The 13390-nt window shown below is 73.3% G+C and carries 12 protein-coding genes; 5 read left to right on the forward strand and 7 right to left on the reverse strand.

The window, feature by feature from the left end:
* The first annotated feature begins 416 nt into the window (after positions 1–416).
* Positions 417–1079 (forward strand): SigE family RNA polymerase sigma factor, encoded by a 663-nt coding sequence (locus J0670_RS13190; protein WP_207811728.1) that lies wholly within the window; start codon positions 417–419, stop codon positions 1077–1079.
* A gap of 174 nt (positions 1080–1253) precedes the next feature.
* Here the strand turns inward: J0670_RS13190 and J0670_RS13195 are convergent, their stop codons facing one another.
* From J0670_RS13195 to deoC, 4 genes are all read right to left on the reverse strand, one after another.
* The gene (locus J0670_RS13195) at positions 1254–1892 is read right to left on the reverse strand and encodes an ATP-binding protein (protein ID WP_374223095.1); all 639 of its coding nucleotides are present in this window, start codon (positions 1890–1892) and stop codon (positions 1254–1256) included.
* 233 nt (positions 1893–2125) lie between these two features.
* Positions 2126–3052 (reverse strand): aldehyde dehydrogenase family protein, encoded by a 927-nt coding sequence (locus tag J0670_RS13200; RefSeq protein ID WP_207811718.1) that lies wholly within the window; start codon positions 3050–3052, stop codon positions 2126–2128.
* Positions 3045–4526: an aldehyde dehydrogenase family protein gene (locus J0670_RS13205; RefSeq protein ID WP_207811719.1), complete on the reverse strand. Its 1482-nt coding sequence runs from the start codon at positions 4524–4526 to the stop codon at positions 3045–3047. Before J0670_RS13205 ends, J0670_RS13200 begins: the two co-directional genes overlap by 8 nt.
* 5 nt (positions 4527–4531) lie before the next feature.
* Positions 4532–5554, reverse strand: coding sequence for a deoxyribose-phosphate aldolase (gene deoC / locus J0670_RS13210; RefSeq protein WP_374223096.1), 1023 nt, complete (start codon positions 5552–5554; stop codon positions 4532–4534).
* 100 nt (positions 5555–5654) lie between these two features.
* Here deoC and J0670_RS13215 point away from each other — a divergent pair, with 100 nt between their 5' ends.
* Positions 5655–6335, forward strand: coding sequence for a PH domain-containing protein (locus tag J0670_RS13215; RefSeq protein WP_207811721.1), 681 nt, complete (start codon positions 5655–5657; stop codon positions 6333–6335).
* A gap of 58 nt (positions 6336–6393) precedes the next feature.
* On the opposite strand, the gene J0670_RS13220 is transcribed toward J0670_RS13215, so the two are convergent.
* The gene (locus J0670_RS13220; protein WP_207811722.1) at positions 6394–8112 is read right to left on the reverse strand and encodes a phospho-sugar mutase; all 1719 of its coding nucleotides are present in this window, start codon (positions 8110–8112) and stop codon (positions 6394–6396) included.
* A 233-nt stretch (positions 8113–8345) separates the two neighbouring features.
* Positions 8346–9167: a purine-nucleoside phosphorylase gene (locus J0670_RS13225; protein ID WP_374223097.1), complete on the reverse strand. Its 822-nt coding sequence runs from the start codon at positions 9165–9167 to the stop codon at positions 8346–8348.
* A 297-nt stretch (positions 9168–9464) separates the two neighbouring features.
* Between J0670_RS13225 and J0670_RS13230 the strand changes: the two genes are divergently transcribed.
* On the forward strand, positions 9465–10409 hold the full coding sequence (locus tag J0670_RS13230; protein ID WP_207811724.1) for a hypothetical protein: 945 nt from the start codon (positions 9465–9467) through the stop codon (positions 10407–10409).
* On the opposite strand, the gene J0670_RS13235 is transcribed toward J0670_RS13230, so the two are convergent.
* Positions 10376–10813, reverse strand: coding sequence for a gamma-glutamylcyclotransferase (locus J0670_RS13235; protein ID WP_207811725.1), 438 nt, complete (start codon positions 10811–10813; stop codon positions 10376–10378). The two genes, J0670_RS13230 and J0670_RS13235, sit on opposite strands and share 34 nt — an antisense overlap.
* Positions 10814–10920: 107 nt before the next feature.
* Between J0670_RS13235 and J0670_RS13240 the strand changes: the two genes are divergently transcribed.
* The gene (locus J0670_RS13240) at positions 10921–12363 is read left to right on the forward strand and encodes an NAD(P)H-quinone dehydrogenase (protein ID WP_207811726.1); all 1443 of its coding nucleotides are present in this window, start codon (positions 10921–10923) and stop codon (positions 12361–12363) included.
* A 211-nt stretch (positions 12364–12574) separates the two neighbouring features.
* Positions 12575–13390, forward strand: an 816-nt coding sequence (locus tag J0670_RS13245; protein ID WP_207811727.1) for a DeoR/GlpR family DNA-binding transcription regulator, incomplete at its 3' end; no start/stop codon positions are given.

Here is a 13390-nt window from a genome sequence, read left to right on the forward strand (position 1 = left end):
GGCAGGATTTTCCGTGTCGCCGCAGGACAGCGGGCCACCCGGCCCGGCTGGAGGGCGGCAACAGGAACCGCTCGTACCGACCCAGGGGGCGCACGATGAACGCCATGCTTCAGACCCGGACCAACCCGGCTGTCCGCACCGCGCGTTCCTCAGCCGCCGCCCACCTGGCCCGGCACGAGGCCAGGACCGAGGAGAGCTCCGGTGCCGTGACCGTACGGGGGTGCGCGCACAGCACCGGTGGAAACCCTGTCGCCCGCCGGGTGAGCGGCGGCGGCAGGACGGGGGAGCTGTACGGGATCGGCCGACTGGGGAGTGCGGTCGACTCCGCCAACACCCTCACGCTGCGGGGGATCCTTCCCGTCCGCGGTGAGGGCAAGGACGCCCCGGGGGGCAACGGGGGAACGCGGGGGAACGGCCTGCGGACGGTCGGTTCGGGGGAGCCGACCGGCCGCGAGGCCGCCGGTGCGACGCTGCTGCGGCTGAACCCCGCACCGGCCCGCACCACCGAGGCGGGACAGGGGGACGCGCAGGGGGAGCACCCGGCCGTCGCGGAGGACCACATCACGGAGTTCACCGCGTACGTGCGCGAGCGCCGCGCCTCCCTGTACGCCACGGCGTACCACCTCACCGGTGACCGCTACGAGGCCGAGGACCTGCTGCAGAGCGCGCTCTTCAGCACCTACCGGGCCTGGGGCCGGATCACCGACAAGGCCGCGGTCGGCGGGTACCTGCGCCGCACCATGACCAACCTGCACATCTCCGCCTGGCGGCGCCGCAAGGTCAACGAGTACCCGACCGAGGAGCTGCCGGAGACGGCCGGCGACACGGACGCGATGGGCGGCACCGAGCTGCGCACCGTGCTCTGGCAGGCGCTGGCGAAGCTGCCGGAGAACCAGCGGACCATGCTGGTGCTGCGGTACTACGAGGGCAAGACCGACCCGGAGATCGCCGACGTGCTGGGGATCAGCGTCGGCACGGTCAAGAGCAGCATCTGGCGCGCGCTGCGCCGGCTGCGCGAGGACGAGCACCTGAACAAGTCGGGCGACACCGTCCGGGCGTTCGGCGAGCTGGTCGCGTAACGCGCGGTGGTGGGACTCCCGTCGGGGGACGGGTAGCGGACGGTCATGGTCCAGGGGACGCCGGCTCGGGGGAGCGGTGTCCGTGGGGAGACGAGGACCGTTCGGGAAGGCGAGGGCCCGGTGCGGGGGAGACGCACCGGGCCCCTCGTCATTGGTTTTCCGGCGCTTGGCGGTTCAGACCGTGGAGTACTGCCCGGTCCGGGCCGCCGTCCGGATCCGCCGCTCGGCCTCCGGCCCGGCGCACGCGTACGAGCCGAGCGAGACCTGCCGCCCGACGATCGACCGCTCGGCCCGCATCAGCCGCAGGCCCCGGCGCAGCAGCACCGGCAGCGACTTGCGGCCCTCCCGGACGTCCCGGCGCAGTCGGCGCCAGGCCGTGGTGAGCGCGCCGTTGCGCAGGCACAGGGCGTCGCCCAGCAGGCCCTCGGCGGTGCAGTCGGCGACGATCTCGGCGGCGAAGATGCCCTCGGCGATGAACGCGCCCGCGCCGTCCAGCTCCAGGGCGTGGGTGGAGATCCGGCCGTTGTCCGGGATCGAGTACACCGGCACCTCGGCCCGGCCGTGCTCGTGCAGGTCGCGGATGGCGGCGACGGCCTGGTCACGGTGCCAGCTGAGCGGGGAGTCCCAGTCCACGGCGCCGTCCGGCAGCCGCGGCAGGGTCGGGTCGTCCCCGTCCTTGTAGAAGTCGTCCAGCTGGAGCACCGGCAGGCCGCTGCGCTCGGCGAGCGAGGACTTCCCCGATCCGGAGGGCCCGGAGAGCAGGATCACCCGGGCGCGGGCCGTCGGTGCGGGGTTCATGGGGGAGTCACTCACGGGACACCAGTCTGACGCATCCCGGCCGGTTGCCGAAACCGTTCTGCACGGACCTCCTGAGGGCCGCGCGCGACGGAAATGCGACGGACCCGCGCCAGGGGGGAGAGGCGCGGGTCCGTCCGGTGACCGTCCGGGCCCTGGGGGGGAGAGGGCACGGGGGACGGCCAGTCTGTGGAGTTGTTCGTTCTGTCGTTCCGTCGAGCGGAGCGTGGGACAGAGGTGGCGGAGGGGGATCAGATCCCCATCGGGTGCCAGACCGTCTTCGTCTCCAGGAACGAGAGTAGCCGGTCCGTACCGGGAGCATTGGTCCAGTCCTGGGCGAACGGGTCCAGCTCCGGACGGACCACCCGCTTCAGGGTATCCGCGGCGGCGGCCTCCAGCGCGGCCGCCGCGCCGGGGCCGTCGGCCGCGATGGCCCCGGTGAGGTCCAGCGCGTTGACGTCCTGGTGCGAGGCCAGGGTGGGGGCGATGTCCGCCGTCCGGCCCGAGATGATGTTGACCACGCCGCCCGGGACGTCCGAGGTGGCCAGCACCTCGCCCAGCGACAGCGCGGGCAGCGGGGCGTCCGCGGCGGCCGCGACCACGACCGTGTTGCCGGTGGCGATCGCCGGGGCGATCACCGAGACCAGGCCGAGCAGCGAGTGCCCGTAACCGGCCTGCGGGGCGACGATCCCGACCACGCCGGTCGGCTCCGGGGTGGAGAGGTTGAAGTACGGCCCGGCCACCGGGTTGGAACTGCCCGCGATCTGGGCGACCTTGTCGGTCCAGCCCGCGTACCAGACCCAGCGGTCGATCGCGGCGTCCACCAGCGCGGCGGCCTTCTTCGGGCCGATGCCCTCGGAGACGGACACCTCGGCGGCGAACTGCTCGCGTCGGCCCTGCAGCATCTCGGCCACCCGGTACAGCACCTGGCCGCGGTTGTACGCGGTGGTGCCGGCCCAGCCCTTGACCGCCTTGCGGGCGGCCAGGACGGCGTCACGGACGTCCTTGCGGGTGCCCAGCGGGACGTTGGCGAGCCACTGGCCCTTCCCCGCCGCGTCAGCGGTTGATGTCGCCTTCGTCACCTCGTACACCCGCCCGCTCTCGGAGCGCGGGAACTTCCCGCCGACGTACAGCTTGTAGGTCTTGAGGACGTCAAGACGCGTTGCGACATCAGACATCGAGGTAGGCCTCCAGACCGTGGCGGCCACCCTCGCGGCCGTAGCCCGACTCTTTGTAACCGCCGAACGGCGAGGTCGGGTCGAACTTGTTGAAGGTGTTGGCCCAGACCACGCCGGCCTTGAGCCTGTCGGCCATCCAGAGGATGCGCGAGCCCTTCTCCGTCCAGATGCCGGCGGAGAGGCCGTACGGCGTGTTGTTGGCCTTCTCGACCGCCTCGGCGGGGGTGCGGAAGGTCAGCACCGACAGCACCGGGCCGAAGATCTCCTCCTGGGCGATCCGGTGGGCCTGGCTGACGCCGGTGAACAGCGTCGGCTTGAACCAGAAGCCGGTGCCCGGGAGTTCGCACTCCGGCGACCAGCGGTCGGCGCCCTCGGCCTCGCCGGCCTCGGCCAGCTCGGTGATCCGGGCCAGCTGGGCGGCCGAGTTGATGGCGCCGATGTCGGTGTTCTTGTCCAGCGGGTCGCCGACCCGCAGGGTGGCCATCCGGCGCTTCAGGGCGTCCAGCACCTCGTCCTGGACCGACTCCTGGACCAGCAGGCGCGAACCGGCGCAGCAGACGTGGCCCTGGTTGAAGAAGATGCCGTTGACGATGCCCTCGACCGCCTGGTCGATCGGCGCGTCGTCGAAGACGATGTTCGCGGCCTTGCCGCCGAGCTCCAGCGACAGCTTCTTGCGGCTGCCGGCCAGCTGCCGGGCGATCGCCCGGCCGACCGGGGTGGAGCCGGTGAAGGCGACCTTGTTGACGTCCGGGTGGGCGGTCAGCGCGGCGCCGGTGCGGCCGTCACCGGTGACGATGTTGACGACGCCCTTCGGCAGACCGGCCTGGCGGCAGATCTCGGCGAAGCGCAGGGCCGTCAGCGGGGTGGTCTCGGCCGGCTTCAGGACGACCGTGTTGCCGGTCGCCAGCGCGGGCGCGATCTTCCACGCCAGCATCATCAGCGGGAAGTTCCACGGGATGACCTGGCCGGCCACGCCCAGCGGGCGCGGGTTGGGGCCGAAGCCCGCGTAGTCCAGCTTGTCCGCCCAGCCCGCGTAGTAGAAGAACCACGCGGCGACGGTCGGGATGTCGAAGTCGCGGGTCTCGCGGATCGGCTTGCCGTTGTCGATCGACTCCAGAACGGCCAGCTCGCGGCCGCGCTCCTGGATGATCCGGGCGATCCGGAACAGGTACTTGGCGCGCTCGCTGCCCGGCAGCGCCGACCAGTCGGCGAAGGCCTTGCGGGCGGCGGCGACCGCGCGGTCCACGTCCTCCTCGGTGCCCCGGGCGAACTCGGCGAGCACCTGCTCGGTGGCCGGGTTGACCGTCTTCAGCGCCTCGCTGCCGGAGGAGTCGACGAACTCGCCGCCGATGAAGTGGCCGTAGGAGGAGGCGATGTCGCCCGCGGCGGCGGGGGACTCGGGGGCCGGGGCGTAGGTGAACAGGCCGCCGGCGGGCTTGGCCGCGGGCTGCTCGGTGTTCTTCTTCTTGGCCATGGTGATCAGTCCACCGTCACGTAGTCGGGACCGGAGTAGCGTCCGGTGGCGAGCTTCTGGCGCTGCATCAGCAGGTCGTTGAGCAGGCTGGACGCGCCGAAGCGGAACCAGTGCGGGCTCAGCCAGTCGTCGCCGAGGGTCTCGTTGACCATCACCAGGTACTTGAGGGCGTCCTTGGTGGTGCGGATGCCGCCGGCGGGCTTCACGCCGACCTGGACGCCGGTGGCCGCGCGGAAGTCGCGGACCGCCTCCAGCATCAGCAGGGTGACCGGCGGGGTCGCGTTGACGGCGACCTTGCCGGTGGAGGTCTTGATGAAGTCGGCGCCGGCCAGCATCGCCAGCCAGGAGACGCGGCGCACGTTGTCGTAGGTCTGGAGCTCGCCGGTCTCGAAGATCACCTTGAGGTGGGCCGAGCTGCCGTCGGGGCGCTTGCAGGCCTCCTTGACCGCGACGATCTCGTTGAAGACGTCGAGGTAGCGGCCGGAGAGGAAGGCGCCGCGGTCGATCACCATGTCGATCTCGTCGGCGCCCGCGGCCACCGCGTCGGCGGTGTCGGCGAGCTTGACCGGGAGGGCGGCGCGGCCGGCCGGGAAGGCGGTGGCCACGGAGGCGACCTGGATGTCGGTGCCGCGCAGGGCGTCCTTCGCGGTGGCGACCATGTCCGGGTAGACGCAGATGGCGGCGACGCGCGGGGTGGTCGGGTCGGTCGGGTCGGGGGTCCTGCCCTTGGCGCACAGGGCGCGCACCTTGCCGACCGTGTCCGCGCCCTCCAGCGTGGTCAGGTCGATCATGGAGATCGCCAGGTCGATGGCGTAGGCCTTCGCCGTGGTCTTGATCGAGCGGGTACCGAGGGCGGCGGCACGCGCCTCCAGGCCGACCTGGTCGACGCCGGGCAGGCCGTGCAGGAAGCGGCGGAGCGAGGCCTCGGACGCCGCAACGTCCGCGAGGCCGCTGCCCGCAACGCCTGGGGGCACCTCCCGGCCGCCAGGCTGGGGGAGGGCATTGGCTGCAACAGTGGACATAGTCACCAGAGCAGCATATCTACGCGCGTAGTCGTCCGCTAGGGTGCCCACCTTTCGATGCCGGACCGAGACCTGTCGGTGAGGGGCATGGGGCAGAATCGACGCCATGACCGAATCCGACGGCAAGCCCCACCAGGGCTCGGCCGCCCCAGACGGGGATCCCGAGTACGCGGACCGCGTGTACCGCTCCGTCCCCGGTGCGATCTCCGGAGTGCTGCTGCTGGCCGTCGCCGCCTGGCTGATCGGCGACGCGGTGTTCAGCGGGAGCGGCAAGACCCCGTACGTCGCGCTGGCGGCGGTGCCGGTGTTCGCCTTCCCTGTGATCGCCTACACGCTGCGCCCGGTGGTGCGGGCCGACCGCCGCCGCCTGGTGGTGCGCAACCCCTGGCGGACCATCACCGCCCCCTGGGCCTCGGTGGACGCCCTGCGGGCGGGCTACTCGGTCGAACTGCTCGCGGGTGAGAAGAAGTACCAGGTGTGGGCGGTGCCGGTGTCGATGCGCCAGCGCAAGCGGGCCACCCGCGCGCAGAGCCGCGGCAACGCCGAGCACGCCTCCCGGACCGGGCTGGGGCTGGGCCTGGCCTCCCGGACCAACCCGGTCGTCCACGGCTCGTCCGACCCCACCCGCGCCTGGTCCGACCAGGTGACCGACGTCCTCCAGCAGATGGCGGAGCGCAACGCCTCCCACGCCGACGCGGCCGGTCCGGTCGTGGTGCGCTGGTGCTGGTGGGTCATCGCGCCCACCCTGGTGGGACTGGTCGCGCTGATCACCGTCATCGCGGTCTGACGGACGTACGCGAAGGGCCCCGCCGGCGACCGGCGGGGCCCTTCGGCGTGCGGGCGGGTCAGATGCCGGCGGCCTCGGCGAGGTCGCGCTTGAGCGCGGCGAGGAGTTCGGCGGCCCGCTCCCTGACGGGGGCGAGGTCGGCGGCGGTGGCGACCGGGAGGACGACCTCCAGGTAGCACTTGAGCTTGGGCTCGGTGCCGGAGGGGCGGACCACGATGCGGGCGGAGCGGACGGACTCGCCGGACAGGTAGTAGCGCAGGCCGTCGGTGGGCGGCAGCTCGGCCGAGCCGGCCGACAGGTCGTCGGCGCGGGTGACGGTCAGCCCGGCCAGGGCGGTCGGCGGCTGCTCGCGCAGGCGCCGCATGGCGTCGGCGATCAGCGAGAGGTCCTGGACCCGGACGGACAGCTGGTCGGTGGCGTGCAGGCCGTGCTCCAGCGCCAGGTCGTCCAGCAGGTCGGTCAGGGTGCGGCCGGACTTCTTGAGGGTGGCGGCGAGCTCGGCGACCAGCAGGGCTGCGGTGATGCCGTCCTTGTCCCGGACGCCCTGCGGGTCGACGCAGTAGCCGAGCGCCTCCTCGTAGCCGTAGCGCAGGCCCTCGGTGCGGGAGATCCACTTGAAGCCGGTCAGCGTCTCGGCGTAGCCCAGGCCCGCGGCCTCGGCGATCCGGCCGAGCAGGGTGGCGGAGACGATGGTGGTGGCGAAGGTGCCCTCGGCCCTCTTGGCGACCAGGGCGGCGCCGAGCAGCGCACCGACCTCGTCGCCGCGCAGCATCCGCCAGCGGGCGGCGCCGGCCCCGCTGCCCGCGGCGTTGCCGTTGGCGGGGACGGCCACCGCGCAGCGGTCGGCGTCCGGGTCGTTGGCGATCACGATGTCGGGGCCGACCGTGGCGGCGGCGCGGAAGGCGAGGTCCATCGCCCCCGGCTCCTCCGGGTTGGGGAAGGCCACGGTCGGGAAGTCCGGGTCGGGCTCGGCCTGCTCGGCGACCACGGTGGGCGCGGGGAAGCCGGCCCGGCGGAAGGCGGCGACCAGGGTGTCGCGGCCGACGCCGTGCATCGGGGTGTAGACGACCTCCAGCTCGCGCGGGCCGTGCTCGTCGAGGATGGAGACGGCCCGGTTCAGGTAGGCCTCGACGACCTCTTCGCCGAGCACCTCCCAGCCCTCCTCGGCGCGCCGGACGTCGTCCAGGGAGCCGATCGCGTCGATCTCGGCGGCGATCCCGGCGTCGGCCGGCGGGACGATCTGCGAGCCGTCGCCCAGGTAGACCTTGTAGCCGTTGTCCTGCGGCGGGTTGTGGCTGGCGGTGACGGTCACGCCGGCGGCCGCGCCCAGGTGGCGGATGGCGAAGGCGAGGACGGGGGTCGGCAGCGGGCGCGGCAGCAGCGCGGCGCGCAGGCCGGCCGCGACCACCACGGCGGCGGTGTCGCGGGCGAAGTCGTACGACTTGTGCCGGGCGTCGTAGCCGATCACGACCAGGTCGCCCAGGTTCTGCTTCCGGACGTACGCGACCAGGCCGGCGGCGGCCCGGATCACCACGGCGCGGTTCATCCGCATCGGGCCGGCGCCGAGCTCGCCGCGCAGGCCGGCGGTGCCGAACTGGAGGCGGCCGGAGAAGCGCTCGGCGAGGTCGGCCCAGGCGAGCTTGCCGTCCGTCTCGGCCTCCGGGCCCTCGGCCCGGGCCAGCAGGGCGGTCAGCTCCTCGCGGGTCTGCGGGTCGGGGTCCTCGGCCAGCCAGGTCCGGGCCCGGGCGAGGAGGTCGGTGGTGGGTGCCTGCGTCATGGGTGCCAGCTCCAGTGGGAAGTGCGTCGGTGGGTCGGCCGGAGGGTTCCGCAAGGTGGGCCGCCGAGGAGGCCAGGGGTGTTCGCGCCAGGGGTTCTCGTGCCTGGGGTGTTCGCGCCGGGGGCTTCCGCGGGGAAGGGGCGCGGACGCGGACGGGGCCCGCGGGCGGACGTGATCAGTGGATCACGCCGCCAGCGGGCCCCGTCGCTCATGATCGCGTGCCCGGCGGGGCGTCAGATCCGCTCCAGGACCTTCGCCAGCAGCTCGCCCATGCGCTCGGCGGAGGCCTTGCCGGCCTCCAGCACCTCTTCGTGGTTGAGCGGCTCGCCGGTCATGCCGGCCGCCAGGTTGGTGACCAGGGAGATGCCGAGCACCTCGGAGCCGGCCTCGCGGGCGGCGATGGCCTCCAGGGTGGTGGACATGCCGACCAGCTCGCCGCCGATCACCCGGGCCATGTTGACCTCGGCCGGGGTCTCGTAGTGCGGGCCGCGGAACTGCACGTAGACGGCCTCGTCCAGGGACGGGTCGACCTCGCGGCAGAGCTCGCGCAGGCGCTTGGAGTACAGGTCGGTGAGGTCGACGAAGTTGGCGCCGACGATCGGGGAGTCCCCGGTCAGGTTGATGTGGTCGCTGATCAGGACCGGCTGGCCGGGCGTCCAGCCGTGGCGCAGGCCGCCGCAGCCGTTGGTCAGGACGATGATGCCGCAGCCGGCCGCGGCGGCGGTGCGCACGCCGTGGACGACGGTGGCCACGCCGTGGCCCTCGTAGTAGTGGTTGCGGCCGAGGAAGATCAGGGCGCGCTTGTCGCCGATCTTCACCGAGCGGATCTTGCCGGCGTGGCCGGCGACGGCGGGGGCGGGGAAGCCCGGGAGGTCGGTGACCGGGAACTCGGCCACGGTCTCGCCCAGGGCGTCGGCGGCCGGCACCCAGCCGGAGCCCATCACCAGGGCGACGTCGTGCCGCTCGGCACCGGTCAGCTCGCGCAGGCGCTCGGCGGCGGCCTGGGCGGCGGCGTAGGGGTCGGCGGAGACGACCGACTGAGGAGAAGCGTTCACGCGTCCGAGGATAGACGGGTTTCGGCTACGCGCGTAGAAAAACTGCCGCGGCATGCCGGATCGTTACCCGGTTGACCCGGAAACACAGCTCGGTGGCGCTTTCCGGGTGAGCGGGCCGTCGGATCGCACACGACCGGGACGCCGTGCGGAGCCCGTCCCTCCGGGAGGCTCTTTCGTGCACGTGCCGTCGTCGTCCGGCTCCGAGAAGCCGGCCGGGTGCGGCGGCGGTACGGTGGCGGTCGGGGCCGGTCCGCCGTCGGCCGCTCCGACTCACGCCGCAGGACAGGTTCGACCGCCATGGGCAACGAGGACAGACGACACCCGCCGCTTCCGGCGCCGACCGGGCCCGGGCCAGGGCCGGTGGATCTGGCGGCCCGGGTGGACGCGTTCACCGCGGACTTCTTCCCGAGCGGCCACTACACCCCGCCGGACCAGGCGCAGCGCCGGGCGGTGGCCGACGGCGTGCTGGGTGTGCTGGACGGCCGGACCGGGGAGGCCGAACGGGCGCTGGCCCGGGTCGGGTACCGGATCGCCGAGTTCGCCGAGGCGGTGACCGGCCGCCGGGTCGCCGAGATCGCCGCCGCAGCCGACGACACCGGCGGCGACGCCACCGACGCCACCGACGGCGGCACCGGGGACGGCCGAGGCTGGGGCCGGATCTACCTGGACCTCTCGGAGCGGCCAACCTGGTCCGTGCAGGTGCCCCACCCGGCCTCGGACCTGCGCACCGAGGCGCTCGGGGTGGAGCTGTTCCGGGCCGTGCCGGGCGGCGTGCTGGTGCTCGCCGGGGCGCACCGCCGGGCCGGGGCGGACGGCCGCGCGGACGTCGCGCACCGCAGGGACACCGCCTTCGCCGCCGTGGTCGAGGCGCTCACCGGGCGCGGCCTGCCCGGCCTCCAGGTGCACGGCTTCGGCGCGGCCAGTCTGCCCGGGTGGGACGCGGTGGTCTCCAGCGGCGCCGGGCGGCCGGGCCCGGCCGCCGAGCTGACCGCCGAGGGGCTCGGCCGGGCCGGTCTCGCGGTCCGCCGGGCCTGGCGGGAGCCGGGCGTGCGGCTGACGGGCGCCACCAACGTGGCGGGCCGGTTCGCGGCCGGGCTCGGGGTGCCGTGGCTGCACGTCGAGCTGGTGTACGGGGTGCGCGCCGACCCGGCCCGGCGCGCGGCCGTGGCGGGGGTGCTGGCGGAGACCGTACGGAGCTGGGAGGCGGGTCAGCAGGGGCGGCGGCGCAGGTCCAGCACGTAGTCGTGCGGGGCGCCGGCGCTCTCCGCGGCGTCGGCGATCAGGCCGAGGTAGCGGGCCGCGGGCAGGCCGCCCTCGTAGTCGTTGAGCACGTACGTCCAGACCGGGATGTCGCCGTCCAGGGTCTGCGCGCGCAGCTTGATCTTGCGGTAGATGCCGAGCTGGACGCCCTCCCAGCGGTCCAGGCCCTCCTCGTCCATCGGCGCGATGTCGTAGAGCGAGACGAAGACCCGCTCCTTCTCGTCCTCGACGACGGTGGCCAGCGAGCCCTCCCAGCCGAGCTGTTCGCCGCCGAAGGTGAGCCGCCAGCCGTCCAGCCACCCCGTGCCGCGCAGCGGGGAGTGCGGGGCTCGGCGGGTCATCTGCCGGGCATCGAGGTTGGTGGCATACGCGGCGTAAAGGGGCATGGGGGCCAGCGTAGCCCGGTCGGTCCGCGGTCAGGGCGACTGGCCGGAGGTACGCCGAGCCCGGACCCCGGCGTGGCGGTGCTCTCGGCGTGCGGGACAATGGGGGCGTGACTCGGATCGTGATCATCGGTGGCGGACCCGGCGGCTATGAGGCGGCCCTGGTCGCCGCACAGCTCGGCGCGGAGGTGACCGTCGTCGACCGCGACGGTCTGGGCGGATCGGCGGTGCTCACGGACTGCGTGCCGTCGAAGACCCTGATCGCGACCGCGGAGGTGATGACCACCTTCGACAGCTCGTACGAGGAACTGGGCATCACCGTCGCCCAGGACGGGCCCGCGGAGGAGCGGGACAAGGTCATCGGCGTGGATCTGGGCAAGATCAACCGCCGTGTGAAGCGCCTGGCGATCGCGCAGTCCCACGACATCACCCAGTCCGTCACCCGCGCCGGGGTCACCGTGCTGCGCGGCCGCGGCCGGCTCGGCGCCGGCGGGCAGGCCGTGGACGGCTCCCGCGAGGTGCTGGTGGACGCCCCCGACGGCACCGTGCAGTCGCTGCGCGCCGACGCCGTGCTGATCGCCACCGGGGCCCACCCGCGCGAGCTGCCGGACGCCCAGCCGGACGGCGAGCGGATCCTCACCTGGACCCAGGTGTACGACCTGGAGGAGCTGCCCCGCGAGCTGATCGTGGTCGGCTCCGGTGTGACCGGCGCCGAGTTCGCCGGCGCGTACCAGGCGCTCGGCTCCAAGGTGACCCTGGTGTCCAGCCGCGACCGGGTGCTGCCGGGCGAGGACCCGGACGCCGCCGAGGTGCTGGAGGACGTCTTCCGCCGCCGCGGCATGAATGTGATGAGCCGCTCGCGCGCCCAGAGCGCCAAGCGGATCGGCGACCGGGTCGAGGTGATCCTCGCCGACGGCACGGTGGTCGAGGGCACGCACTGCCTGATGGCGGTCGGCTCGATCCCCAACACGGCCGAGATGGGCCTGGAGGAGGCCGGGGTCAAGCTCAACGACTGGGGCCAGGTCCAGGTCGACCGGGTCTCCCGCACCAGCGCCCCGGGCGTGTACGCGGCCGGCGACTGCACCGGCGTCTTCATGCTCGCCTCGGTGGCGGCCATGCAGGGCCGGATCGCGATGTACCACGCGCTGGGCGACGCGGTGCAGCCGCTGAACCTCAAGACCGTGGCCTCCAACGTCTTCACCGACCCGGAGATCGCCACCGTCGGCTACACCGCCGCCGACGTGGAGTGCGGCAAGATGGACGCGGTCGAGGTCAAGCTGCCGCTGCGCGGCAACCCGCGGGCGAAGATGCAGGGCATCCGGGACGGCTTCGTGAAGCTGTTCTGCCGCCCGGGCACCGGCATCGTGGTCGGCGGCGTGGTCGTCGCCCCGCGCGCCAGCGAGCTGATCCACTCGATCTCGCTCGCGGTGGACGCCAATCTGACCGTCGAACAGGTGGCCAGCGCCTTCACCGTCTACCCGTCGGTCTCCGGCTCGACCGCCGAGGCCGCCCGGCAGCTGCACATCCGCAAGCGGGCCGAGGGCGAATCCTGAGCTCAAGACGCACAGTTGAGGGCGGCTGCCGATCGGCGGCCGCCCTTTCGCGTCCGTTCGGGCAGGAGTGATCGTCACCCGGACGGCGGGCGCAGTTCCGGGTTATTGACGGCGCGTATTGTACGGTCACGCGCCGCACGTGCGTGAGCATTTCCCGCTACCAGCTGCAAACGCATGAAAGCAGACGGTCACGCAGGTTACCGTCGGTTCTGTGTTTGCAGCAGAACGTCGCCAGTTGATCCTCGAAATGGTGCGCGCCAACGGAGCCGTCTCGCTCCGGGAGTTGGCCCGCGTCGTCCAGACCTCCGAAGTGACCGTGCGCCGCGACGTGCGGGCGCTGGAGGCAGAAGGGCTCCTCGACCGCCGACACGGCGGCGCGGTGCTCCCCGGCGGCTTCAGCCGCGAACCCGGGTACCCGCAGAAGACCCACCTGTCCGCGGCGGAGAAGAGCGCCATCGCGGACCTCGCCGCCTCCCTGGTGGAGGAGGGCGACGCGGTGGTGGTCGGCGCCGGCACCACCACCCAGGAGCTGGCCCGCCGGCTGGCCAGGGTGCCCGGCCTGACGGTGGTCACCAACTCGCTGCTGGTCGCCCAGGCCCTGGCACACGCCAACCGGGTCGAGGTGGTGGTGACCGGTGGCACCCTGCGCGGCTCCAACTACGCGTTGGTGGGCAGCGGGGCCGAGCAGTCGTTGCAGGGGCTGAGGGTCAACAAGGCCTTCATCTCCGGCAGCGGTCTGACCGCCGAACGCGGGCTGTCGACCGCGAACATGCTGTCCGCGAGCGTGGACCGGGCAATGGTGCTGGCGGCCGCCGAGGTCATCGTCCTCGCCGACCACACCAAGCTCGGCGCGGCCGGCATGTTCCAGACCGTCGCCACCGAGACCATCACCCGGCTGGTCACCGACGAGCAGGCCACCGCCGACGACGCCACCGCCCGCGAGCTGGACGCGCTCGCCGACTGCGGGGTGCAGATCGACCTGGCCCCGCTCGGCGGGCCCGGCGCCGACGCCCCGGTGCACGGCACC

It is taken from the genome of Streptomyces sp. FH025 (assembly GCF_017427025.1).
In the GTDB taxonomy this organism is placed as follows: domain Bacteria; phylum Actinomycetota; class Actinomycetes; order Streptomycetales; family Streptomycetaceae; genus Kitasatospora.